The organism is Polaribacter sp. Q13 (assembly GCF_016858305.2).
Lineage (GTDB): Bacteria > Bacteroidota > Bacteroidia > Flavobacteriales > Flavobacteriaceae > Polaribacter.
Window position 1 is genome coordinate 3,539,771 of record NZ_CP074436.1, and the last position, 26,060, is coordinate 3,565,830.

At 31.6% G+C, this 26,060-nt stretch carries 15 protein-coding genes and 1 riboswitch; of the genes, 14 read left to right on the plus strand and 1 reads right to left on the minus strand.

Annotation, left to right across the window (positions count from 1 at the left end):
* The 10 genes from JOP69_RS14905 to JOP69_RS14950 all read left to right on the plus strand — a co-directional run bounded on the left by JOP69_RS14905 (position 1) and on the right by JOP69_RS14950 (position 16,460).
* A complete protein-coding gene (locus JOP69_RS14905) occupies positions 1 to 375 on the plus strand; it encodes a cupin domain-containing protein (RefSeq protein ID WP_203391702.1) in 375 nt (124 codons plus the stop codon).
* A 136-nt stretch (positions 376 to 511) separates the two neighbouring features.
* Positions 512 to 3,739, plus strand: coding sequence for a SusC/RagA family TonB-linked outer membrane protein (locus JOP69_RS14910; RefSeq protein ID WP_203391703.1), 3,228 nt, complete (start codon positions 512 to 514; stop codon positions 3,737 to 3,739).
* A gap of 6 nt (positions 3,740 to 3,745) precedes the next feature.
* Positions 3,746 to 5,317 (plus strand): RagB/SusD family nutrient uptake outer membrane protein, encoded by a 1,572-nt coding sequence (locus JOP69_RS14915; protein WP_203391704.1) that lies wholly within the window; start codon positions 3,746 to 3,748, stop codon positions 5,315 to 5,317.
* Positions 5,318 to 5,330: 13 nt separating this feature from the next.
* Positions 5,331 to 6,506: a PKD domain-containing protein gene (locus JOP69_RS14920; RefSeq protein ID WP_252191127.1), complete on the plus strand. Its 1,176-nt coding sequence runs from the start codon at positions 5,331 to 5,333 to the stop codon at positions 6,504 to 6,506.
* A gap of 21 nt (positions 6,507 to 6,527) precedes the next feature.
* Positions 6,528 to 8,027 carry a PKD domain-containing protein gene (locus tag JOP69_RS18760; RefSeq protein ID WP_203391705.1) on the plus strand — a complete coding sequence of 500 codons (1,500 nt, stop codon included), beginning with the start codon at positions 6,528 to 6,530 and terminating at the stop codon, positions 8,025 to 8,027.
* A gap of 662 nt (positions 8,028 to 8,689) precedes the next feature.
* Positions 8,690 to 11,719 carry a TonB-dependent receptor gene (locus JOP69_RS14930; protein ID WP_203391706.1) on the plus strand — a complete coding sequence of 1,010 codons (3,030 nt, stop codon included), beginning with the start codon at positions 8,690 to 8,692 and terminating at the stop codon, positions 11,717 to 11,719.
* A gap of 23 nt (positions 11,720 to 11,742) precedes the next feature.
* Positions 11,743 to 13,320 (plus strand): RagB/SusD family nutrient uptake outer membrane protein, encoded by a 1,578-nt coding sequence (locus JOP69_RS14935; protein ID WP_203391707.1) that lies wholly within the window; start codon positions 11,743 to 11,745, stop codon positions 13,318 to 13,320.
* 164 nt (positions 13,321 to 13,484) lie between these two features.
* Complete coding sequence (locus tag JOP69_RS14940) at positions 13,485 to 14,189, plus strand: FadR/GntR family transcriptional regulator (RefSeq protein ID WP_203391708.1); 705 nt, start codon at positions 13,485 to 13,487, stop codon at positions 14,187 to 14,189.
* Between the two features lie 156 nt (positions 14,190 to 14,345).
* Positions 14,346 to 15,629 (plus strand): MFS transporter, encoded by a 1,284-nt coding sequence (locus tag JOP69_RS14945; RefSeq protein ID WP_203391709.1) that lies wholly within the window; start codon positions 14,346 to 14,348, stop codon positions 15,627 to 15,629.
* Positions 15,630 to 15,695: 66 nt separating this feature from the next.
* The gene (locus JOP69_RS14950) at positions 15,696 to 16,460 is read left to right on the plus strand and encodes an SDR family NAD(P)-dependent oxidoreductase (protein WP_203391710.1); all 765 of its coding nucleotides are present in this window, start codon (positions 15,696 to 15,698) and stop codon (positions 16,458 to 16,460) included.
* A gap of 209 nt (positions 16,461 to 16,669) precedes the next feature.
* Here the strand turns inward: JOP69_RS14950 and metK are convergent, their stop codons facing one another.
* Positions 16,670 to 17,926 (minus strand): methionine adenosyltransferase, encoded by a 1,257-nt coding sequence (gene metK, locus JOP69_RS14955; RefSeq protein ID WP_203391711.1) that lies wholly within the window; start codon positions 17,924 to 17,926, stop codon positions 16,670 to 16,672.
* Between the two features lie 451 nt (positions 17,927 to 18,377).
* A riboswitch (SAM riboswitch) is annotated at positions 18,378 to 18,501 on the plus strand.
* Between the two features lie 124 nt (positions 18,502 to 18,625).
* Between metK and JOP69_RS14960 the strand changes: the two genes are divergently transcribed.
* The 4 genes from JOP69_RS14960 to JOP69_RS14975 all read left to right on the plus strand — a co-directional run bounded on the left by JOP69_RS14960 (position 18,626) and on the right by JOP69_RS14975 (position 26,042).
* Positions 18,626 to 19,900 (plus strand): O-acetylhomoserine aminocarboxypropyltransferase/cysteine synthase family protein, encoded by a 1,275-nt coding sequence (locus tag JOP69_RS14960; protein WP_203391712.1) that lies wholly within the window; start codon positions 18,626 to 18,628, stop codon positions 19,898 to 19,900.
* Positions 19,901 to 19,955: 55 nt separating this feature from the next.
* A complete protein-coding gene (gene thrA, locus JOP69_RS14965; protein ID WP_203391713.1) occupies positions 19,956 to 23,360 on the plus strand; it encodes a bifunctional aspartate kinase/homoserine dehydrogenase I in 3,405 nt (1,134 codons plus the stop codon).
* Positions 23,361 to 23,529: 169 nt separating this feature from the next.
* On the plus strand, positions 23,530 to 24,699 hold the full coding sequence (locus JOP69_RS14970; RefSeq protein WP_203391714.1) for an O-succinylhomoserine sulfhydrylase: 1,170 nt from the start codon (positions 23,530 to 23,532) through the stop codon (positions 24,697 to 24,699).
* Between the two features lie 137 nt (positions 24,700 to 24,836).
* Entirely contained in the window at positions 24,837 to 26,042 is a 1,206-nt protein-coding gene (locus tag JOP69_RS14975; RefSeq protein WP_252191128.1) for a polysaccharide lyase family 7 protein, read from the plus strand.
* The last annotated feature ends 18 nt before the right edge of the window (positions 26,043 to 26,060 follow it).

The window sequence follows — 26,060 nt, forward strand, 5'->3', positions numbered from 1 at the left end:
ATGAATAGACTTAGCGAAAAGTACATTATTTCTAAAGACATGGAATGGGAGCAACTTGGTGGAGGAGTATCAAGAAAGTTTTTAGGGTATGATAATCAAATTATGATGGTAAGCGTAAAATTTGAAGAAGGAGCATTAGGTTCTCCACATCAACATTTTCACACGCAAGCTACCTATTGTGTTTCAGGTAAATTTGAATTTGAAATTGATGGTATAAAGCAAATTGTAGAAGCAGGAGATGGTGTGTATATAGAGCCTAATTTATTACATAGTGCCATATGTTTAGAAGAAGGCCAATTGATAGATACCTTTAGTCCTGTAAGAGAAGATTTCTTAACTGGTGATGGACCATCTTATTTTGGAGATAAGAAGTAAAAATAAGAAAGCCCTTAGAAAAGATTTTATGGAGTAATAAACCTTGTTATTACTCCATAAATATAGCAGTATTTAATCTTAAAAGTATCGTAAGGTTACATATTTTTTAAAGAAAAACAATTCAAAACAATTAACAATGAACTTAAAAATTAAGTTAGTATTTATTGCAATGCTTCTTTTTAGTGCAATCGGTTTTGCACAAGAAAGTGTTACAGTAACCGGGAATGTTAAGTCTATAGCAGATAATGAGCCTATTTTAGGGGCTAATATTATTATTGTAGGAACAACAAAAGGAACAAGTACAGATTTTGATGGTAATTATAAAATACAAGTTAAGTCTGGAGATGTGCTTCAGTTTTCTTACTTAGGATTCAAAACGAAAACAGTATCCTTTACAAATCAAAAAACAATTAACGTAGCTTTAGACGAAGATTCTAATACTTTAGATGAAATTGTGGTTGTAGGTTATGGAAATCAAAAACAAAAAAACGTAACAAGTGCTTTAACTAAAGTGGCTGGTGAAAAAATTCAGAACCAAGCAGTTGCTCGTGTAGAGGATGCACTTAAAGGTAGAGTAGCGGGTTTAAGAATTCAAGTAACTTCTTCTGAAGCAGGTGGAGATCCAAAAATTACGTTAAGAGGACCTGGTTCTGTTACTGGTTCTTCTTCTCCTTTAATCGTTGTAGATGGTGTAATTCTAGGTACAGATACAGATATTTTAGGTTCTATTGATAATAATAATATTAAATCTATTAGTGTTTTAAAAGATGCTTCTTCTGTTGCTATTTACGGTTCTCGTGGAGCAAATGGAGTTATTTTAGTTACCCTTAAAGAAGGAATTTCTGGTCAAACAAAATTCTCTTATAACACATTTACGGGGTATAAATATGCAGACAATAATGATAATTTTAATACTACTATAGCGCAAGAAAGAGCAAGATTAGATGGTTTAAAAAGTCAAGTTGATGCAATATCTCTAGGTAGTACAAACTATGATAGAATTATAGGTGATTACAATACTGCTTATGCAGAGTTAGAAGCAATGGATTTTATAGCTTCCTTAGGAGGTGGTGAAACAAATTGGCAAGATGAAATTTTTGAAGGAGGTTTTATTCAAAGTCACTCTTTTGCAGTAAGAGGTGGTACAGAGTTAACAAGTTACTCGGCGTCTTTAGGGTATTTAGAAGATGATGGGATTATTTTAAGTGATGAGTTTAAGAAATACAATGCCAGAGTTAAAATTGATAGTAAATCTAAAAACAAAAAAATTAAATACGGTGCAAGTATTCGTGTAAATTATAACGACCAAGTTAAAGTGCCTGCAAGGTTTACAGATCCATTAAGACAAATGGGGCATGTGCCATTATACTTAAACGAAGAGCATTTAAAATATGTAACTCAATTTTCTACAGACGTAGGCGTTTCTACAGATGCAGGTAAATTATTTGAAAATCTTGGTGTAGGTAGTTACGGATTTTCAAGAGCTTTTGATCATACATTTACGCAAGATCCAGATAACCCAAGAGATATACTTAGAGATGCAAATGGAGTTCCAGTAGCTAGTGGTTTAACTTCAGGTGGGTTAACTTTATCTACTACTAAAAACGTACACCCTTTAGTACATTATTTAGAAAGATCTAGAACTAAAAAGAAGTTAAGTTTAAATGCTTCATCTTATATAGATTTTAAATTAGCAAAAGGACTTAATTTTAAACAAACGGTTTCTGGTGTTTTTAGACATAATAAAAGTAATGAAGCAGACTATCTTTTAGGTCAGGAAAATAGAGATTCAGAATCGTATCGATTAGAAAGAAGAGATGAATTAAATCAATATACTTTTGAGTCATTAATTAAATATAATAAAGAATATAAAAAACATAACTTTAACACAGTATTAGGTTTTGAGTATATGCAAAGTGATAACTACAGACAAGAATCTGAGGCTGTTGGTTATTCTAATGACTTTAATAACAACATTGCACTTGCAGACGGAGGAACAACGTATACAGATAATGCCAGTGAAAAATTGGTTTCGTTTTTTGGAAGGTTAGATTATAATTATGATGAAAAATACTTATTTCAATTATCTGTTCGTAATGATGCAAGTACCAGATTTGGACCAGATTCTAAAAATGGATTTTTCCCAGCGGCATCTGTTGGTTGGGTAATGTCTAATGAAAAATTCTTATCAGATAGTAATTTAATATCATTTTTAAAAGTAAGAGCAAGTTATGGTCTTTCTGGTTCTAACCAAATATCTAGTAATATATTCGAATCTCTTTATAGATTTGAAGAAGCATACAGCACTATTAGCTATAACGGAACAACCGGAGTTAAGGCAACTACTTTAGCAAATCAAATTTTAGGTTGGGAAAAATTAAAAGAATTTAATCCAGGAGTAGATGTTACATTTGGTAGAGGTCTTTTAAGTTTAACAGCAGATTACTATATTAGAACAAGTGAAGATTTATTGCTTTTTGCACCGTCAGCTGCAGCTTATGGTACAGATAACTGGTTACAAAACCTTGGAGCCGTAAAAAATGAAGGTGTAGAATTAGAATTAACTTCTAGAGTTATGTCTAAAGAAAACTTCCGTTGGAGTGTTTCTGGTCAGTTTTCTATGAATAGAAATACAGTAACAGATTTAGGTAATAATGAACAAATTATTTCTAGAATTGATCAAGACACAAGACCAACAGAATTTATTGCAAAAGTAGGGCAGCCAATTACTTCTTTTTACGGATGGGTATATGATAAAGAAATTCCATTAGAATGGGTAGATAATCCTTTTAATAGATTTAATAATGATTATGCAGACGTTTATGTAAAAGATTTAAATGGAGATGGAATTATTGATGGAGATGATAGAACAGAGTTAGGAAGCCCATATCCAGATTTCGAATGGGGTTTTAATTCAGATTTTACCTTATATGATTTTGATTTTTCTTTTCAATTACAAGGTTCTCACGGCGCAGAAGTTAGAGTTGCAGATTTAGATCAATTGTATTATGCAAGTGAGTCTGCGGTAAATGAAATGTCTAATTTTCCAGATAAAGATATGACAGTTCACAGAAGATATACAGATGACCATATACAAGATGCCTCTTTTGTAGCTTTAAGAAATTTAACTTTAGGATATACATTACCAGAGTCTTTTACTACAAAATATAAATTTGATAAATTAAGACTTTATGTAACAGGAGAAAATTTAGTATTTCTTACCGCTAAAGGGTATGAAGGGTTTAATCCAGAAGCAGCAGGTCAAACATCAGACAATGCGAACACACCGTTAACAGCTGGTTATCAAAGAGGAGATGGTCCTGTTGTGAAAACAATTTCTGCAGGTATTAACTTTCAATTTTAATAAATTATGAAAAATATATATAAAAGTATAATCGTTGGTTTTTCTTTCGTAGCTTTATTATCAAGTTGTGAAACAGAACTAGACCTTAGTAACCCAACAGCGCTTTCTTTAGAAGAGTTGTTGCAAACAAATGATGGTTTTTTAGCGTTATCAAATGGAGTTTTAGATGCGTATCAAAAAATTCCGGCAAATGAATTTTTATTAACAGAATTAAGATCAGATAATGTTAGAGCAAATTCAGAGAACGGAAATTTTCCAGCAATAAATTCCTATAACGTAGATCCTAATAATGGAGATGTGGCAACTTATTATTCTAATAATATGCATGTAATTAAACATGCAAATACCATTATTGATAATAGGTTCTTAGCACCAAAAAACCAACAATACACAGTTGGAGAAGCTTATTTTATGAGAGCTCTAAGTCATTTTAATTTGGTAAGAGCATATCAAAATATTCCTTTTATAGACAAAGTTTTAGATGTTACCCAAAAGGAAGCGTTAGATTATCCTCAATTACCGGAAGCAGAAGTGTATGCAAAAATTATAGAAGATTTTAAAACCTCAATTGCTTATTTAAATGATGCTGCAATAAATAGATATCGTCCTTCTAAAGGAGCTGCAATTTGTTTAGCTGCAAAAGCATATTTAAGTCAACCAAATCCTAATTATGTAGAAGCAGAATTATTATTAGCTTCTGTTGTAGAAAATAATGGAGCATATAATTATGACTTGTTATCTACAGATAGAGCTGCTGGTTTATCAGATCGTGATTATTTTGCTACTTTATCAATAGATTATGGACATGTATTTGGTAATCAGTTTACAGGTAGTTTTTCAGAATCAGATTTAGCATCAGATCCTGTGTTAGATGGAGATTGGTCTAATAACTCAGGTTTAGAAATTAACGACGAAGTTATTTTTTCAATTGCTTACGATTTAGTTAGTAGTGATAATTATGTAACTAGTGATAGTGGTTTAAATGACCAAGTAGAAACAGACTCAGAATCTCATAGTTTTGCTATGACATTACAAGGACCTTCTAATGGTGTAAATATTGCAACATTAGATTTCTTAAAAGTAATGACACCAGAATTACAACCGGTAAGATTTCCTGCTTCTGTGATGGCTTTAGATTACAATGCTTTTTTATCTAATAATACCATAGATGTTTTTAATGCTAAATTTCCAAATGATGGAGAGATTGGAGATACCGATTGGATTGTTTTAAGATATGCAGATGTATTATTATTGTATTCAGAAGCAATTTTATCTGGTGGAGATTCTACAACAGACACCAGAGCAATTGAAGCATTTAATAAAGTGAGACGTAGAGCTGGTTTAGAAGAAGTTGTTGTATTAACAAAACAAGGATTGTTAGATGAAAGAAGAGTTGAGTTTGTATATGAAAACCAACGATTATATGATTTAGTAAGATTTGGAGAAGCAGATAATGTTTTATCTAAGTTTTCTACAGATAATAGTTTAAACTATTCTAGTGGAAAGAAATACTTACCATTCCCTCAAAGAGAAAGAGATAATTTGCCTAATTTTTATAATCAAAATGATGGATACTAAAAAACACCTAATTATGAAAAAATATTTGTTTAATTTAAAATATATTGTTTTAGGGTCAATGATTACTCTAAGCTCTTGTGTCAGTAATGATTTACCAGGAGTTGGTGATTTAGAAGACTTTACGAGTCCAACACCATTTTACAGTTTTACAGACGTTACATCTTCAGAATTTGATTGTAATGATGTGGAATTATGGGCAAAATATGAGTATAATTTTCAGGCAGGTTCTAATTTGGCTGTAAATGGTACGCAATACGATTGGGAAGTAACACCAGCTGAAGGAGTCACTTTTATTAATAAAGATTTGCCAATACTAGAGCAATCTATAGACGGAGAATTAGCAACGGTTGTTGCTTTAGAAAAGGAGATTGCTAAAATTGAGTTTAAATTACCTTGTGAATCAAACCAAGATAAAAAAACAGTTTTAGAAGCAACTCTTGCAGATTTACAAGTGCAACTGCAAGCCGCTAAAGATGAGGTGTCAGAAGAGGTTACGCAAAATGTAGCTGCTTTAAATACACAAATTTCAGAATTACCAGCTGCAACTTTACAAGATCGAGAATTAATTTTTTCTTTTCCTGATCCAGGGACGTATACTGTTGGTTTAACAGTAACAGATAACCTTGGTAAATCTGCTTATACAGAAAAAACGGTAACCGTAAACCAAGCAATACCTACAATAGCAACACCAGAAATTGGAGAGCCAGGTTTTGATGATGGTACTTTATTTGATGGTACAGGAGATGGTAGAGATTCTTGGAGAGCACCAAGCAGTAAAGATTGGGGAAGCGTATTTCAAATCAATTCAAAATCTGAGTTAGGTGTTTTACCTTCTGGTTTACAGGCGGCTAAATTTCCTGCAGATGGGTCTAGAACAGGCTATCAAGAAATTGAGGTTACTCCTGGAGCAACGTATGTGTTAACGTATTTTAGTGAGTTAGATACCAATAATGTAGGAGACGTAACGGTTTCTTTAATTAGTACAAATGCTAAAACACTTGCAGAGTCTAAATTAGAAGCTAATATTATTGCATCTAGAACAGACAGTAGTGTTGGGCGTGTAGATGATGTATTTAAAAAACATGCTATTACTTTTGAAGCAGGTGTAAATGAGTCTGTAATTATTTTACTTACAAATTCGAATACGGAATGTAGACTTGATGCATTTGATATAATAGTTAAACAATAACAGATTTTAAAATTAAATATTATGATTTATAAATTAATTAAAAAAATCAATAAAAGTATTTTTATAATACCTTTTATCCTTTTAGGGCTTGTATCTTGTGTTGATAATGGATACGAAGCTTTTGTACCGCCAACAGGTAATGTAAATAACATACAACCTAGTACACTTTTTACTACAAGTACAAGTGCAGATGATAATATGTCTATTGTATTTAGAAGTTATTCTACAGATGCTGCTTCTTACTTATGGGATTTTGGTGATGGAACAACTTCAGAAGAGGCAAATCCAGATTATAAATACACTATAGGTGGTAAGTATAATGTAAAATTAACTACTACGAGTTCAGATGGGTTAAAAGCAATAGATTCAGTAATAGTATCACCTATTTCTGTAGATTTTAATTTTTCAAATATAGACTCTAAAGTTACTTTCGAAAACTTAACTTCTGGTGCAAAATCATTAGTTTGGGATTTTGGAGACGGAGAAACTTTAACATGGGACTCTGAAAAAGATACAGAGTTAGATCCAAGTTTTAATCCATCTCATATATATAAAACGGCAGATACTTTTGGAGCTACTTTAACAGCAACTAACTTTTTAGATGTTCAGGTTTCTGTTTCAAAAAATATAGAAGGATTGGTTTTATCTACAGTGCCAGATTTTACTTTTGATGTAAACGGTCTTACTGTTCAGTTTACAGATGCTTCGCTTTTAGCAACTACACATACTTGGGATTTTGGAGATGGAACTACATCTACAGAAGTTAGTCCAATGCATACTTTTCCGGCTGAAGCTACTTATGACGTAACTTTAACAACAACCAATGAAGCAGGTGTTTCTAAATCTGAAACTAAAGCGGTTCCTGTAGGGGCTGTAAAACCTACTTTTAAAGCAATTGTTCAAAACGGTACTGCAGATGATTTTCAGGGAGAAACTGGTGATAATGCTGATGCGTGGGATATGACCCCAAATAGTAAAGTGAAATTAGATGCAGATAATGGTGTAGAATCAGATAGCCCTTATAGAGCATTATGGAATAATTCAGATTTAAATAGTTATATAGACACAGCTTTTGGAACAAATGAGCAACCAGGTTCATCTAGTGATGGTTCTTATGTGAATGGAGAAAAAACAAGGTCAGTTAAACTTGCTAATGATTCTAGACGTTTATACCAACTTGTAGAAGTAGAAGCGGGTGTTGTGTATTCTTTTACAATTGATACTCGTTCTGAAGCAGAAGGAATAAATACCGAGGTATTTATTTTAAATAATGAAATTACTTCAGAAGAAGATATCAATACAGATCCTGCAAATAATAGTAATGTAGACGCTTATTTAAATATTACAAATGATTATAATTCTAGTAAAGGATCTGCAAGTGATAATACATTTACAACGAGCACATTTACTTTTAAAGCTACATCAAATATTGTTGTAATTTATGCAAGAGCATTAAAAGCTGTAGATAGTAGTAATGAAGTATTTATCGATAATATAGATATTATTACTCCTGGGTTTTAATATAACACAAGATAGAAGATTACTATTTGAAGTAATAATTTTCTTTCAAATGATATATTATATATAGACATTATTAAAAAAGTTTATAATAAAATAGATTACACACATTATATTTTTAAATAATGTGTGTAATTTTTTTTATGCCCACTACATTCTTATTAGGTACAACTTTTAAGTCCACTAGCAAGAATGAGAAAGCTGTTTTAGGATTCATCTTAAAGATTCACAAAAAATGATTTATATCATATTTATTAGTGCCTCATTCATTTTCTTTCATTCTAAATTTGTAAAAGCAGTTCTTTTTATTTAGAATAAACAACGTTTTTTTTGTGATGTTTATTAAATATCAGGAAGTTAATCAATGTTTATATGTGAGGTTATTTGTACTATAATGAGCTTTTTTAAGAAACTTCAGGTAGCCGAAACGTTTTTTTTAGGAAATAATTAACAAACAATTTTTTTATGTGAGAAAAAAACATATCTTTGGTAAACCAATTTGGTAAACCAGTTTGGATGACCAGAATGTGTTTGTTTTAGAGATGCTTTAGGGCAGTGAAATTTTAAGAATTAAATATAGCAGTATTTTAACCTAAGAATTGCGCTATTAGTTTTCTCTAAAATTTAATATTTAAATTAAGTCTAATAATTCAAAACAATTAACGATGAACTTAAAAATTAAGTTAGTACTCATGTTAATGCTTTTTGTAAGTGCAGTTAATTATGCACAAGAAAGTGTAACAGTAACCGGAAGTGTAACTTCCAAAGTAGATCAACAACCTATTTTAGGGGCCAATATTATCATTGCTGGTACCACAACAGGAACTAGTACAGATTTTGATGGTAATTATCAATTAAAAGTAAAAAGTGGAGACGTTTTACAATTTTCTTATGTAGGTTTTGCTTCAAAATCAGTGACATTTACAAATCAAAAAACAATAAACGTAGCGTTAGATGAAGATGCTAGTTTGTTAGAAGAGATTGTGGTTGTAGGGTATGGTGCTAGAAAAAAGAGCGATATTACTGGTTCAGTATCATCAGTTACAGCAGATGAATTAAATGCTTTTCCTGTGTTAGACGCAGCACAAGCAATGCAAGGTCGTGCAGCTGGTGTTGTTGTACAATCTAATAATGGTGGTGAGCCAGGAGCTCCTATTAGTATTAAAATTAGAGGTAACACTTCTATTGGTGCAAGTAGTGATCCACTTATTGTTGTTGATGGTTTTATTGGAGCTAGTATGCCTCAAGCAAATGACATTAAATCTTTAGAAATTTTAAAAGATGCATCTGCAACAGCAATTTATGGTTCTAGAGGTTCTAATGGGGTAATAATGGTTACAACTAAAAAAGGTAGAAATGGTAAAATGGTTGTAGAGTTCAACTCTACATTTGCTGTACAAACCACTGCAAATAGATTAGATCTTTTAAATGCTGATGAATTTGCAACATACCAAAAAATCATTGACCCTTTATATACTCAAGGTACTGCTGATACAGATTGGCAAGATTTAATTTACACTACAGGTGCTACTCAGAATCATCAATTTTCTTTTTCAGGAGGTTCAGATAAAATAAATTTTTACGCTTCTGGTAACTATTTTAAACAAGATGGAATTATTGTAAACTCTGGTTTTGAAAAAATGACTTTCTTATCTAATATTGATGCTCAGATTTCTGATAAATTAAAATTAGGAATGAATCTTTTTGGAAGTAGAGGTACTAAAAATGGTGTTGCAACTCAATCTGATGGTTCTGTTACAGTTGGTGGAGATGATGTGATTTCTTTAGCAATGAGATTTGCTCCAGATTTAGGAGTAACAGATTCACAAGGTGTATTTACAACAAATAGTGTTGGTGACCCTGTAGATAATCCATATGCAGTAGCAACAGAAAGACAAGATGAAACTAAAACAGATAATTTTAGAATAAATTTTTATGGGAATTATGATATTTTAGAAAATCTTGCATTTAAATCAACATTTGGTTTAAGTACTAAAAATGCTACTAGAGGTATTTATCAGCCGTCATCATTAATTATTACAGCATCTAATGAAGGTGGAAAAGCTAGTTTAGCTAATACAAGAACAACAAACTTTTTAAATGAAAACTATTTAACCTATAAGAAAGAAATAGGAAAAGGTGACTTAACTTTATTAGCAGGTATTTCTTACCAAAAAAATGTTGCAGAATATTTTAGAGCTGCAGGTAATGGTTTTATCTCTGATAGTTTTTCTTACTATGCTTTAGATAAAGCAACTACATTATTACAACCAGATTCTTATTTACAGGAATACGAGATTCAATCTCAATTTGGTAGGGTAAATTATGATTATGATGATAAATATTTAATTACTGCAACTGTAAGAAGAGATGGTGCTTCTAACTTTGCTGCAAATCATAAATATGCAATATTTCCTTCTGCTGCTTTAGGTTGGAAAGTTTCTAATGAAAACTTTTTAAAAGAAAATGAAACAATTTCTAATTTAAAATTAAGAGCTAGTTATGGTATTACTGGTAATCCATCAATTCCTCCTTATGGGTCTTTAGCAAAATTATCTAGTTTGTATGCTTCTAGTAACGGACAAACTGTAAATGCAATTTCTACAGATCAAGCTGCAAACCCAGATTTAAAATGGGAATCTTCTTACCAAACAAATTTAGGGGTAGATTTAGGTTTAGTAAATAATAGAATAAAACTATCTTTAGATTATTATAATATTGATACTAAAGATTTAATTTTAACCAATGCTGGTATCCCAGAAATTTTTGGAAATACAAATACTGCAAGTTTAGCTAATTTAGGAGAAATTAATAATAGTGGTATTGAAATAGCTTTAAATACTAGAAATATTTCTAACGATAACTTTAGCTGGAATACTGATTTTAACTTATCTGCTAACAAGAATAAAGTAATTAAATTAGTAAAAGGAGCAGATGTATTTAACAACGGTGCGCCTAGTTATTTAAGTAGTTCAGGAACTACAAGAACAAATGTTTTAAGAGAAGGTGAAGAAGTTGGGTTGTTTTATGGTTATGATTATGCAGGTGTTTACCAAGGTGGTGCTTTGCCAGAAGGTACAGCAGTAACTGCCGGAAGTGTTGCAGGAGACCCATTGTTTAGAGATGTAGAGGCAGATGGTGTTATTAATGCAGAAGATAGAACTATTATTGGAAACCCTAACGCAGATTTTACTTTTGGTATTACAAACAACTTTAGCTATAAAAATTTCGATTTGAGTATCTTTTTCCAAGGTTCTCAAGGTGGTGAAATTTTTAATATGACAAATGTTGTACTGTATAATGGTGATGCAAATACTACAAGAGACAACTTAAATAATGCTTGGACACCAACAAATACAGATACAAATATACCACGTATTGGTAACAATAGTAATAGAGAATTCTCTTCTCGTTTTGTTGAAGACGGTAGTTATATAAGATTAAAAAATATTGCTTTAGGATATAATTTCCCTAGTGAAGTTATTGAAAATTTAGGTATAGATAATTTAAGATTGTCAGTAAGTGCACAAAACTTATTAACTATTACAGACTATTCTGGTTTAGATCCTGAAGTCAACTACGCAGGTTCTTCTTCTGGAAACGCAAATCAGTCTGCTAATACAGTTTCAGGATTTGATTTTGGAAACTATCCAACAGTAAAATCTGTAAACTTTAGTCTTAATATTAAATTTTAATCAATCACTTAAAAACATAGAATATGAAAACATATAAATATTTATTCTTGTTATTGATGAGTTTATCAATAGTAAGTTGTTCAGATTTAATTGAAGAACCCGTAGGAGTATTAGCTCCAGATGGTTTCTTTCAAACTCCAAAAGATATACAAACAGCCGTAGACGGTGCATTTACTCACGCTATTAATGAAAAGTTTTGGGGTAGAAAATTGTCTATAGCCTTAATGTTACGTTCTGATATGGTAGATCTTGCTTCTGATGAATCAAGAAGAAGAGAGCATAATGAAATGACTACTTTAACCGATAATGGAATGATTAGTGAATTTTGGTTAAAAACATATCAAGGAATTGCAGCTGCTAATTTAGCAATTGACGGAGCTTCTTATGTAGATGTTGCTGATGAACTTAAAAACCCTGTTACTGCTCAAGCATATTTTATTAGAGCTTTTTATTACTTTCATTTAGTAAGACAATTTGGGGCCATTCCTTATATTGACGCACCTATTTCAGATGCAGCTGCCGCAACTGCTTTAAGTAGAACTCCAGTTTCTGAAGTATATACTAATATTATTTCTGATTTAGAATATGCAAAACAATGGTTACCAAATACACAAGCTTCTAGAGCAATACCTGCCAAATCTGCAGCAAGTTCATACTTAGCTTTAGTTTATTTAACAATTGGTGAATACCAAAAAGCTTTTACAGAAGCTAAGGATGTTATAAATAAGAAAGGAACTTATGGATTAGATTTAGAACCAAATTTTCAAGACTTATTCGATGCTACTAAAATAGATGCTTCAAAAGAACCAATATTTGCTTTAGATTACAATAACTTTGAAGCTCCAAATAATGGATATGATCAAATAGCACCAATGGTAGGTATTAGAGGTAATATCTTAAACGGTGGAGGTTGGTCTGTTGCAGTTCCTGCTTTAAAGGTTTATGATACTTGGGATGCAAATGATTACAGAAGAGCTGTAAGTATGGAAGACAAGGCTGTCTTTAAAGGAGATCATGATGATAATCCAGATACAGCCGATACAGAAATGCAATATGATTATACTCAATTTGGTATTGCTCCTGGTTCTCTTCACAAATTCGCTAAACAGCGTCCTTACATTGCAAAATACGGTCGTTTTCCTGGAGCCTTTGCTCGTGGTAATGGTAGAGCAACAAGTCATAACTATTCTATGATGCGTTATGCAGAAGTATTATTAATTGCTGCTGAAGCAGCTGTAGAAATAAATGATAACTCTTCAGCAACTACATATTTAAATGAAGTTAGAGCTAGAGCAAGATCTGGTGGAAGTATAGCCGAATATGGTGGTTTACCAGCTGTTACTGTAGCAGCAAGTTCTGTACCAGCAGATATTACTGGAACTGTTACCGTTGATAATGTTTTAGAAGAACGTAGACTTGAATTAGCATTTGAGTGTAAAAGATGGTACGACATTGCTAGAAGAAAAATTGGTACCACTACATTTAGTGCTTCTGGTTTAGAAGGTGCTAAGGCTGCTTTTTCTGCAGACGATTACTTAATGCCTTTACCTGGAGATGAATTAGAAAGAATGCCTAATTTAACTCAGAACCCTGGTTACTAATATTTGTATTCAAATAGTAATTAAGTTAATATATAATTAAAGTTTTATCCGAACTGTTATTAGTTCGGATAAAATCTTAATTTCGCAAAAAAAATCAATATTTAGAATTAATTTTCTTTAATTTAACATTTCAAAATCATATATACCTATAAAATTAGCAATTAATGAAATTAGATGTACTTACTAAAAATGAAAATCAAAAAGTTCAAAATTTAATAATTAAAGGGATCAAAGAGCTTATTAATTATAAAAATTTAGAACCTGGAGATAAGTTGCCTTCAGAAAGAATGCTTTCAGAAAAATTTGAAGTAAGTAGAAGTAATGTAAGAGAAGCAATTCAAAAACTAGAGTTTTATGGTCTTCTTAAGTCAATTCCACAAAGTGGAACCTTTGTAGCAAACATTGGTGTTGTAGCAATGAACGGAATGATAGATGATATCTTACGTTTAGAAAAATCAGATTTTAAATCACTAGTAGAAACAAGAATATTATTAGAATTAAAAACAGCAAGATTAGCAGCTTTAAGAAGAACAGATGATGATTTACTTCAGTTAAATGAAGCGCTTCAAGCATATAAAAATAAAGTAGATAATGGGGAAGAAGCTGTTCAGGAGGATTTATTATTTCATTTGGCAATAGCAAAAGCCAGTGGTAACAGTACAATGAATACCTTTATGCTAATTATTACTCCAGAGATTATTACTAATTTTAAGAAACATCATGTCTGTGATGCAAACTTATCACAAAGAGGTATAACGGATCATCAAGCTATTTTTGATGCAATCAAAGACAAGAACCCGCAACTAGCAAAACAAAAAATGAAAGAGCACTTTAGAGAACTCTACATGTATTGTTATAATATAGAGTAGTATTTTTTTGCTCTTAATGACTTGATATTAGACTGTTTAGGTGTTTATTTTAAAAATAAATGTTTAAATAGTAGGATTTTAGTATAAAAGCGTTAAATTTGGTAAACCAAACTGGTTAACCAAAATTAAATAGGATTAACCTTAAAATAATTAAATATGAAAGTAAAAGGATTAAGGTGGTTTATTATTGGGTTGATATTTTTAGCCTCGGTAATTAACTACATTGACAGAAGTGCATTAGCTGTAATGTGGGGAAACGAAAACTTACCAGGTTCAATCTCTTACGATTTAGGCTTAACAAAAGAACATTACGGTTACATTCTTAACATTTTTATGGTAGCATACGCTTTAGGGCAATTGTTTTCTGGTAAATTGTTTGATAAAGTAGGTACGCGTATTGGTTATGTTATTAGTATTGGTATTTGGGGACTTTCTTCTTTCTTACATTCTACAGTTAGAGGTTTTATAGGTCTTGCATTTTTTAGAAGTACATTAGGTTTGTCTGAGGCAGGGAACTGGCCAGGTGGAGTTAAAAGTAACGCAGAATGGTTTCCTATTAAAGAACGTGCAATTGCACAAGGTTTGTTTAATGCAGGCGCCTCTATTGGTTCTGTTATTGCACCGCCATTTATTGCAATGATTTTTGTAGCTTATGGTTGGAGAACTACATTTATGGTGGTTGGATCTTTTGGTCTTTTATGGATTATTCCTTGGTTTCTTATTAATAAAGCAGGACCAAAGAAACATCCTTGGATAACTAAAGAAGAGCAAAAATACATTTTAGATGGTCAAAGTCAAGCAGATCGTGATGCGAAAGAAGATGATAAAGGTTTAACGTTAAAAGAAATTTTATCTCATAAAGAAGCTTGGTCTATCGTTGTTGGTCGTTTCTTTTTAGAGCCAATATGGTGGTTATTTGTAGGTTGGATGCCTATCTATTTATTCGATGTTTATGGATTTGATGTAAAAGAAGTAGGTATGTTTGCTTGGGTACCTTATGTGGGTGCTGCTATTGGTAGTATTGCCGGAGGATATGTTTCTGGGCAAATTATTTCTAGAACAAACTCTTTAGATAAAGGTAGAAAGTATACCATTTTAATTGGTGGTGTAATAATGTTCTTAGGTTTAGTAGCAACCATATTATTTGGTAATACACCAGAACGTTTTGTAGGTATTGTATTTGTAGTATTATTTGGTTTCCAATTTGCAATTGGTAATGTGCAAACTTTACCAAGTGATTTCTTTAATGGTAAAAACGTTGGTTCGTTAGCCGGATTAGGTGGTATGGTTGGTGTATTTTCTGTTATTATTATGAACTTTCTTGTTCCTTTAGTAACTAAAGTTTCTTATACACCTGTATTTGTTGGGATTGCAATTTTTGTTCCATTAGGAGTAGGCGCAATCTATTACTTCGCTAAAGAAATTAAATCTGTAGAATAAAGACAATATTTCTAAGTGTTAATAAGTAAAGACTAAAAATAAAAAAATAATTAAAAATAATAAAAAATGAGCACATTAAACAATAAGGTTGCTGTAATTACTGGAGCAACAGGAGGAATTGGTTTTGCAGTAGCAAAAAGATTAGGAAAAGATGGTTATACTGTAATATTAAACGGTATAGAAGATGAAGCAGGTGCACAAAGAGTTAAGGAATTAACGGCTGAAGGGATTACTGCTGAGTACTACGGTTTTGATGTTACAAAAGATGAAGAGGTAACAGCAAACATCACTAAAATTGGTGAAAAATATGGTCACATAGATGTGTTAGTTAATAATGCAGGTGGTTTAGGTGGTAGATCTAGATTTGAAGAAATGACAACTGAATTTTACAGATTTGTGATGGCTTTAAACTTAGATTCAGCATTTTTTGCTTCTAGAGCAGCAATTCCTTTTCTTAAGAAAAGTGATAATGCTTCTATTATTAACTATACGTCTAATGCAGCTTGGAACGCTGGTGGACCAGGAGCTGGAATCTACGGTACTTCTAAAGCAGGAGTTCATGCAATTACAAGAGCATTAGCTAAAGATTTAGCAGAATATGGTATTAGAGTAAACGCAGTATCTCCGGGTACAATTGATACTCCTTTCCATGCGCAAATTAAAGCTACTAAGCCAGAAGTTTTTGCTTCTTGGGCAAATAGTATTATGTTAGGAAGATTAGGTCAGCCAGAAGATGTTGCTGGTGTTGTTGCTTTCTTAGCAAGTAAAGATGCTGCTTTTATTACTGCAGAAACTATCCAAGTTGGTGGTGGTCAGGCATTAGGTATCTAAAAAGTTTTTTCAATTATATTTTATATTTTTTAATAAAACCGTTTTGTAATATTTACAAGGCGGTTTTTTTTATTTTTAGTTTAAATAGTTCATGTAATACCAAATGAATTTAATCAGTTATTTTGATGTTTATTTGGTATAAAACGGGCATAAAAAAAACCTTTAGAAAATAAATTCTAAAGGCTTTTTAAATTATTATTTAGAAGTTTTTACAACTTGAAAGCTTCTTTAATTGCATCTACATAGTCTAATTTTTCCCAAGTAAAAGTTTCTACCTCTTCGCTCGTAGTTTCTCCCATAGGATTTGTAAATGTAACTGTTTTTACTTCTGGGGTTCTTCCCATGTGACCATAAGCAGCGGTTTCAGAATAAATAGGTGTTCTTAATTTTAAACGTTTTTCTATAAAATAAGGACGCATATCAAAAATAGCTTCTACTTTTTTGCTGATTTCTCCATCAGTTAAATCAACAGTAGCTGTACCATACGTTTCAACATTTATACTTGTTGGTTTTGCAACACCAATTGCATAAGAAACTTGTACCAAAACTTCTTTACAAAGTCCGGCAGCAACTAAGTTTTTAGCAATATGTCTTGTAGCATACGCTCCAGATCTATCAACTTTAGAAGGATCTTTTCCAGAGAAAGCTCCACCACCATGTGCACCTTTTCCTCCGTACGTATCTACAATAATTTTTCTACCAGTTAAACCAGTATCACCGTGAGGTCCACCAATTACAAAAACACCTGTTGGGTTAATGTGATAGGTAATGTTGTCTGTAAATAATTTTTGAAGATGCTCAGGTAATTTTGCAACCACTCTTGGAATTAAAATTTCTACAATATCTTTTTTAATTTTTGCTAACATTACGTCATCAGACTTGTCAAAATCATCATGCTGAGTAGAAATTACAATAGCATCAATTCTTTGCGGTACATTGTCATCAGAATACTCAATAGTAACTTGAGATTTAGCATCTGGACGTAAATAAGGAATATCTTTATTTTCTCTACGTAAAGCTGCTAATTCAATTAACAATCTATGAGAAAGTTCTAACGCCAAAGGCATGTAGTTTTCAGTTTCATCAGTAGCATAACCAAACATCATTCCTTGGTCTCCTGCTCCTTGTTCTTCTGGGTTTGCTCTATCAACACCTTGGTTAATATCTGGAGATTGTTCGTGGATTGCAGATAAAACTCCACAAGAGTTTCCATCAAACATATAGGCACCTTTGGTATACCCAATTTTGTTAATTACATCTCTAGCAATTTTCTGTACATCTAAATACGTTTTAGATTTTACTTCTCCTGCTAAAAATACTTGACCGGTTGTAACCATGGTCTCGCAAGCAACTTTACTAGATTTGTCGAATGCTAAAAAGTTATCGATTAAAGCATCAGAAATTTGATCGGCAATTTTGTCTGGGTGTCCTTCAGAAACACTTTCTGAGGTAAATAAATATGACATAATAAATCTTTTTTTATAATATTAAAAATGATTCCTTGATACAAGGTAAAAAGGTTTCTTTAAAATTTGTCTTTCCTGTAAATACAGGGTTAAAGAAAAATAAAAAGAGATTGCATGAGTCGCTAAAAGTAGTAGAAAATTACTGCTTTAGCATTTTTTGTTTCAGCTGAAAAATAAATCAGCGTCAGAGGTTGCAATCAGTTCAAATTTTTCCTCTAAAATTCTTTGCAAAGTTACAGCTTAAATTCTAATAACATAATTTTTCAGCATAATATTTTATTATGGTATCATCAATAAAAGTAAAACTACCGTTTGCTATTTGTTTGATAATTATTAAACAAAGGCTTTTTAGTATGATATTTATATTTCTAAAAAATAAATGGCTTTTTTCTTTGATATTAAATTTTTCTAAACATATATTTGCATTCAGAAAGTTCAATAACTTATCGAAATGTTATCAAGAAAGGTGGAGGGAAAGACCCGTTGAAACCTTAGCAACCCTTTTCGTGAGGAAAAGAAGGTGCTAAATTCTACTTAATTTCAGATTCATTTATCAGAAATTGGATAGATAACCCAAAAAACAACTATACTTCCGTGTATTTGTAAAATTCTTAATAACATTTTTCTAGTAAGTACATCAAATTTTTGATGCATTCGACTTTTGGTTTAATTATTTATTAACTCAAAAAAAATAGAAAAATGAGTACGCACAAATTAGCAACAAACGCACTACACGCAGGGCATGATGTAACACAAAATGGAGGAACAAGAGCAGTTCCTATTTACCAAACATCATCATACGTTTTTAACAACTCAGAACATGCTGCAAACCTTTTTTCATTAAAAGAATTAGGTTTTATTTATACCCGATTAAACAACCCAACAAACCAAATTTTACAAGATCGTTTAGCGGCTGTAGAAGGCGGAATTGGAGCCGTAGTTTTTGCCTCTGGTACAGGAGCAATTGCAACGGGTTTATTAACGCTTTTAAAAGCAGGAGATCATATTGTGGCCTCAAGTAGTTTATACGGTGGAACCTATAATTTATTAAGTGTAACTTTACCAAGATTAGGTATTACAACTACGTTTGTAGATGCTGATAATCCAGATAATTTTGCAGCTGCAGTTCAAGAGAACACAAGAGCATTTTTTGTAGAATCTTTAGGAAACCCGAAGTTAGATGTGTTAGATTTAGAGGCAATTGCTGAACATTCTAAAGCAGCAGAAGTTCCTTTTATAGTTGATAATACTGTGGCAACACCTGCATTATTAAATCCTATTAAACATGGAGCAAATCTTGTAATTCATTCTTTAACAAAATATATTGGCGGACAAGGAACTTCTTTAGGAGGAGCAATTATTGATGCTGGAACTTTTAACTGGGCAAACGGAAAATTCCCTGAATTTACAGAGCCTTCTGCAGGGTACCATGGTTTAAAATATCATGAAGCTTTAGGTGCAGCAGCATTTACTTTTAAATTAATTTTAGAAGGATTGCGTGATTTTGGTGCAGCTTTAAGTCCTACAAATGCATTTAATATCATTCAAGGTTTAGAGACTTTACCAGTTAGAATTAAGCAACATTCAGAAAATGCATTGGCTTTAGCAACTTGGTTAGAAGCTCAAGAAGAGGTTACTTGGGTAAACTATCCTGGTTTAGAAAGTAATAAATACAAAACGTTAGCAGATAAGTACTTGCCTAAAGGACAAAGTGGTTTGGTAACTTTTGGAGTAAAAGGTGGTTTTGAAGCAGCAAAAACAATCGCTGATAATACCAAATTATTCTCTTTATTAGCAAATATAGGTGATACAAAATCATTAATTATTCACCCAGCAAGTACAACGCATCAACAATTAGATGAAGCAGCACAAGCAAGTGCAGGTGTAAGTCAAGATTTAATTAGATTGTCTGTAGGTATTGAAGATTTAGAAGATTTAAAAGCAGATTTAACAGCAGCTTTTTCAAAAATATAATAACACAAAATCCTACAAGGTTTTTAAAACCTTGTAGGTTTAATTTTAATTATAATTGGAACATCCATTACAACATATCAAAATAAAAGATTTTACTACAGAATCAGGTGCCTTAATCTCAGAAATGAATTTAAGCTATCAAGTTTTTGGTCAAGATTTAGGGACAGCTCCTATTATTTTGGTAAATCATGCACTTACTGGTAACTCTTATGTTGCAGGTAAAGAAGGTTGGTGGCGAGATATTGTTGGAGATGAAAAGGCTATTAATACTAAAACTTATACTATTTTATCATTTAATATTCCTGGTAACGGTTTCGATAGATTTTTAATAGATAATTACAAGGATTTTATCGCTAGAGATGTTGCAAAGATATTTTTAGAAGGTTTATCAATTTTAAAAATTGATAAATTATTTGCATTAATTGCAGGTTCTTTAGGTGGCGGAATTGCTTGGGAAATGATGGTGTTAAACAACAATTTAACGCAACATTTTTTACCAATTGCAACCGATTGGAAATCTACAGATTGGTTGATTGCCAATTGTCAAATTCAAGAACAATTTTTGGTAAATTCTAGCAATCCTGTGCATGATGCACGTATGCACGCAATGTTGTGTTACAGAACGCCAGAAAGTTTTAAAGAGCGTTTTCATCGATCTAAAAAAGAAGATTCAGATATTTTTGATGTAGAAAGTTGGTTGTTGCATCACGGAAAATCATTGCAAGAACGGTATCAATTATCTTCATATAAGTTAATGAATCAATTATTAAAAACGATTGATGTTACTATTGGAGGACAAAAAGATATTGAGATTTTAGATAAAATTAATGCCAATATTCATATTATAGGTGTGGATTCAGATTTGTTTTTTACTGCGGAAGAAAACAGAGAAACGCATAAAAAGTTAGCGTTAACAAAAGAGAATGTTACGTATAATGAAATAAATTCTGTGCATGGTCATGATGCTTTTTTGATGGAGTATGACCAGTTGCAAAAAATTATTGAGCCTATTTTTAATAAAGATTATAGAGAAAAGAAGATGAAAATTTTAAAATTTGGAGGAAAATCTTTAGCCAATGGTGAAGGATTAGAAAATGCAATAGAAATTATTGCAGGTAAATATAAAGCCGGAATAAAGGTAACTGTTGTTGCCTCTGCAAGAGGGAATTCTACAAACGAGCTAGAAGCTATTTTAGATAAGGCAGCGTCAAAAAAAGAGTATAAAACCAAGTTTGAAAAGTTTAAAGCATATCAATTAGAACCAAATAGTTCTGTAGATTTTTTAGATGAATTTTCTAAATTAAAAACCATTTTTGAAGGTGTTTCTTTATTGGGTGATTATAGTCATAAAATAAAGGATGAAGTTTTAGCTCAAGGCGAATTGTTATCTGTAAAGATGGTAGCAAGTTTGTTAGAGAAAGAAAATATTGCTGCAAATGCCGTAGATTCTAGATCTTTAATTATTACGGATGAAAACTTTGGAAATGCACAACCTATTACTGCGGTTTCTAAAGAAAATGTAATTACCTATTTTAAAGAAAATAACGATACCATAAATGTTGTTTCTGGTTTTATTGCAGCTAACAAAAAAGGAGAAACCACTACTTTAGGTAGAAATGGTAGTAATTATACTGCTGCTTTATTAGCTAATTATTTAGATGCAGATGAATTACAAAACTATACACATGTTAGTGGTATTTTTACAGCAAATCCAGATTTGGTTGCAGATGCTAAAAAAATAGAGCAACTATCTTTCTCAGAAGCGAATGAAATGGCCAATTTTGGAGCAACTATTTTACATGCAAAAACCATTATTCCGTTATTAGAGAAGAATATCAACCTTAGAATTTTAAATACATTTCATAAAGAAGATAAAGGAACTTTAATTACATCAGAATCTTCATCAGCAAAAGGAATAAAATCAATTGCTACCATAGATAATGTTGCTTTACTAAATTTTGAAGGTAGAGGTTTGTTGGGTAAAGTAGGTGTTGATGCTCGTATTTTTAAGGTTTTAAGTGATCGTAATATTAGTGTAAGTATTATTGCTCAAGGTTCGTCAGAAAGAGGAATCGGTTTTATTATTGATGCAGATAGAGCGGTTGAAGCAGTTTCTGCTTTAGAAAAAGAGTTTGAAAATGATTTTTATTCGCAAGATGTAAATCATATTTCTATAGTAAGCAATGTTGCGGTGATTTCTATTATTGGTCAAGATTTAAGCGAATTTCATCACCCTTATAATGCATTAATCAAAAATCAAATAGTACCACTTTTATTCAATAACACGGTTACTGGGAAAAATGTGAGTTTGGTGGTTAAAAAAACCGAATTACACAAAGCCGTAAATGTAATTCATGGTCAGGTTTTTGGAGTTACTAAAAAAATAAACATTGCTGTTTTCGGGAAAGGTTTGGTTGGCGGAACGTTAATTGATCAAATTATAGAAAATACACAATCTGTTTTAGAACGTAGAAAAATTCAACTGAATGTTTTTGCCGTAGCAAATTCTAAAAAAGTATTGCTAAATAAAAACGGGGTTTCTAAAAATTGGAAACAAAATCTATTAGAAAACGGAGAAGAAAATGTAACTGTAGATGATATCATCGCTTTTGCAAAAGCAAATCATTTCGAAAATCTAATTGCAGTAGATAATACCGCAAGTGTCAATTTTGTAAGTAATTACATTCCGTTTATAGAAGCTGGTTTCGATTTGGTTTCTTGTAATAAAATAGCCAATACATTATCGTTCGATTTTTACAAAGAAGTAAGAGCGAAGTTAAAAGAATATAAAAAACAATATCTGTACGAAACCAATGTTGGTGCAGGTTTACCATTAATTGATACGATTCGTTTATTACATGAATCAGGAGAGAATATCACCAAAATTAGAGGGGTGTTTTCTGGAAGTTTGAGTTATTTATTCAATACTTTTTCTGCGGAAAATGTTCCTTTTTCTAAAACCTTGCAAGAAGCAATTGATAAAGGATTTACAGAGCCAGATCCTCGTGAAGATTTAGGAGGAAATGATGTTGCTAGAAAATTATTAATTTTAGCAAGAGAACTAGAATTAGAAAATGAGTTTGATGAGGTTGAAATTAAGAATTTAATTCCAGAGAATTTAAGAAACGGTTCTGTTAAAGATTTCTTAGGGAATTTAGAATTATTGAATGACGAATATCAAAAATTAAAAGAAAATCAAGAGGAAAACCATGTTTTACGTTATATTGGTGAATTAAGTGGAGATTTATCTCAAAATAAAGGGAAATTAGAAGTAAAATTAGTTTCTACAGATAAAAGTACTCCTTTAGGTTCTTTAAAAGGTTCTGATGCAATTTTTGAAATTTACACAGAATCTTACGGAGAACAGCCAATTGTAATTCAAGGAGCAGGAGCGGGAGCAAGTGTAACTGCAAGAGGGGTTTTTGGAGATATATTAAGATTAGCAAAACATAATAATTAAATAATAGTAAGCAGTTTTCAGTTGGCAGTATTTCAGTCAATCACGATTTAAAAAAAGAAACAATATTAAAAAGAGACAAGAATCAAGACGAAAAAATAAGAGAATTATCAATTTTTGTCTTGGCTCTTGATTCTAAAAGCGAAAGCGGTCTAACAATCTAATAATTACAATGAGCAAACATTTCGAAACAGAAGCAATTAGAAGTCAAACAGAAAGAAGTCAGTTTTCTGAACATTCTACACCTTTATATTTAACCTCTAGTTTTGTTTTTGACGATGCAGAAGACATGCGTTCATCCTTCGCAGAAGAAAAAGAACGTAATTTATATAGTCGTTTTACAAATCCAAATACAACAGAATTTGTAGACAAAATTGTGGCAATGGAAGGAGCAGAGGCAGGGTATGCTTTTGCTACAGGAATGGCTGCTATTTTTTCATCATTTGCAGCTTTGTTGAGTGCTGGAGATCATATTGTTTCTTGTAGATCTGTTTTTGGATCAACACATGGAATGTTTACTAAATATTTACCAAAATGGAATATTGAAACTTCTTATTTTAAAGTTGATGAAGTAGATTTAATTGAAAGTTTGATTAAAGAAAATACAAAAGTTCTTTATATAGAAACGCCAACAAACCCAGCTGTAGATATTTTAGATTTAGAGTTGATTGGGAAAATTGCTAAAAAACACAATCTTATTTTTATTGTTGATAATTGCTTTGCTACACCTTATATACAACAGCCAATTAAATTTGGTGCAGATTTAGTAATTCATTCTGCAACAAAATTAATTGACGGTCAAGGAAGAGTTTTAGGTGGTGTAACGGTTGGTAGAGCAGATTTATTAAGAGAAATCTATTTGTTTGCAAGAAATACGGGTCCAGCAATGTCTCCTTTTAATGCTTGGGTGTTGTCTAAAAGTTTAGAAACACTATCAATAAGAGTAGAAAAACATTGCGAAAATGCTTTAAAAGTTGCTCAGTTTTTAGAAGATAATGAAAATGTAGAGTTTGTAAAATATCCGTTTTTAAAATCACATCCTCAATATGAAGTAGCTAAAAACCAAATGAAATTAGGTGGAAACATTGTTGCTTTCGAAATAAAAGGGGGAATTGAAGCCGGAAGAAAATTTTTAGATGCTATAAAAATGTGTTCATTGTCTGCTAATTTAGGAGATACAAGAACTATTGTTACGCATCCATCTTCTACAACTCACGGACGTTTGTCTGAAGAAGATAGATTAGAAGTTGGTATTACAAATGGTTTGGTAAGAGTTTCTGTTGGTTTAGAACATGCAGATGATATTATTGCTGATTTAAAACAAGCTTTAGATAATAATTAATAATAGATATTTTAATTGTTTAAAGAGTTGGTTTTAATCTCTTTATTTAATTAAATAATAATTTTATTTAAAATTACCTTAAATTGGTTAACCAATTTTGTACTTTTAAAAATTCAATTATTAATGTCATTATTTTTATGAAAATTTCTTTCAGATTATTGTTTCTTGGTTCATTATTTTTATCTTTTTTTTCTTGCAGCTCCGCAGATTCCAAAGAGGAGGTATTAGATGTTTTGTCATTATCTACGCTTTCTGAATTTTCTGCAAGTCAAGAAACACAAACCGTTGAGGTAACTGCGAATGCCTATTGGTACACGAGTAATAATAATAGCTGGATTACTATTACACCAACAAGCGGAACCAATAATAGAACTATACAGGTTTCTGTAGCTACAAATACCGCATTTAATAGGCGTACAGGCATTATTACTGTAGTTAGCGGTGATTTATCAGAATCTTTAACAATTACACAAGCTGCTAGAGAAGAAACTTCAGGAGAATTAGATGCAAGTAAAGCACCTTCACAAAATTTTGATTTAGCTACTTGGAATTTAAGTATACCAGAGAATAAAGGGAATGGAACTGCAAAAACAATTACGGTAAGCGAAATTAATAGCGAATATGAAAATAGTAAATATTTTTATACTGCAGATGATGGAGGAATGGTTTTTAAGTGTCCGGTTAATGGGTTTAAAACATCTACAGGTACAAGTTATACTAGAGTTGAGTTTCGCGAAATGTTAAGAGGAACCAATACAAGCATAGATACCAAAGGAGTTAATAAAAATAATTGGGTTTTTAGTACTGCTCCGCAAGCAGATATAACTGCCGCTGCAAGTTATGACGGAGAAATGTCTGCAACACTTGCTGTAAATCATGTAACAACTACAGGTGATTCTGGTCAACAAGGACGTGTTATTGTTGGCCAAATTCATGCAAATGATGATGAACCTATCCGTCTTTATTATAGGAAATTAGCAGGTAATACTTTGGGTTCTATTTATTTTGCACACGAACCTGCAGAAGGAAGTGGAACTGAACAATGGCATGAAATGATTGGTTCTAAAGATAGTTCTGCTTCAAATCCTTCTGATGGAATTGCACTTAATGAAAAGTTTAGCTATACCATTAAAGTTGTTGGAGATGATCTAACGGTTACAATTATAAGAGAAGGTAAAGCAGATGTTGTTAAAACCGTAAATATGCTAAATAGCGGTTATAATAATGGCGGACAATACATGTATTTTAAAGCAGGAGTTTATAATCAGAATAACACTGGAGATGCAGATGATTATGTACAAGCTACTTTTTATGCTTTAGAAAAATCACATACTACAGATTAATATTTTTGCTGAATAAAA

Coding starts and splice junctions, on each gene's coding strand:
- JOP69_RS14905 (WP_203391702.1), top strand. CDS start 1: ATGAATAGACTTAGCGAAAAGTACATTATTTCTAAAGACATGGAATGG.
- JOP69_RS14910 (WP_203391703.1), top strand. CDS start 512: ATGAACTTAAAAATTAAGTTAGTATTTATTGCAATGCTTCTTTTTAGT.
- JOP69_RS14915 (WP_203391704.1), top strand. CDS start 3,746: ATGAAAAATATATATAAAAGTATAATCGTTGGTTTTTCTTTCGTAGCT.
- JOP69_RS14920 (WP_252191127.1), top strand. CDS start 5,331: ATGAAAAAATATTTGTTTAATTTAAAATATATTGTTTTAGGGTCAATG.
- JOP69_RS18760 (WP_203391705.1), top strand. CDS start 6,528: ATGATTTATAAATTAATTAAAAAAATCAATAAAAGTATTTTTATAATA.
- JOP69_RS14930 (WP_203391706.1), top strand. CDS start 8,690: ATGAACTTAAAAATTAAGTTAGTACTCATGTTAATGCTTTTTGTAAGT.
- JOP69_RS14935 (WP_203391707.1), top strand. CDS start 11,743: ATGAAAACATATAAATATTTATTCTTGTTATTGATGAGTTTATCAATA.
- JOP69_RS14940 (WP_203391708.1), top strand. CDS start 13,485: ATGAAATTAGATGTACTTACTAAAAATGAAAATCAAAAAGTTCAAAAT.
- JOP69_RS14945 (WP_203391709.1), top strand. CDS start 14,346: ATGAAAGTAAAAGGATTAAGGTGGTTTATTATTGGGTTGATATTTTTA.
- JOP69_RS14950 (WP_203391710.1), top strand. CDS start 15,696: ATGAGCACATTAAACAATAAGGTTGCTGTAATTACTGGAGCAACAGGA.
- metK (WP_203391711.1), bottom strand. CDS start 17,926: ATGTCATATTTATTTACCTCAGAAAGTGTTTCTGAAGGACACCCAGAC.
- JOP69_RS14960 (WP_203391712.1), top strand. CDS start 18,626: ATGAGTACGCACAAATTAGCAACAAACGCACTACACGCAGGGCATGAT.
- JOP69_RS14970 (WP_203391714.1), top strand. CDS start 23,530: ATGAGCAAACATTTCGAAACAGAAGCAATTAGAAGTCAAACAGAAAGA.
- JOP69_RS14975 (WP_252191128.1), top strand. CDS start 24,837: ATGAAAATTTCTTTCAGATTATTGTTTCTTGGTTCATTATTTTTATCT.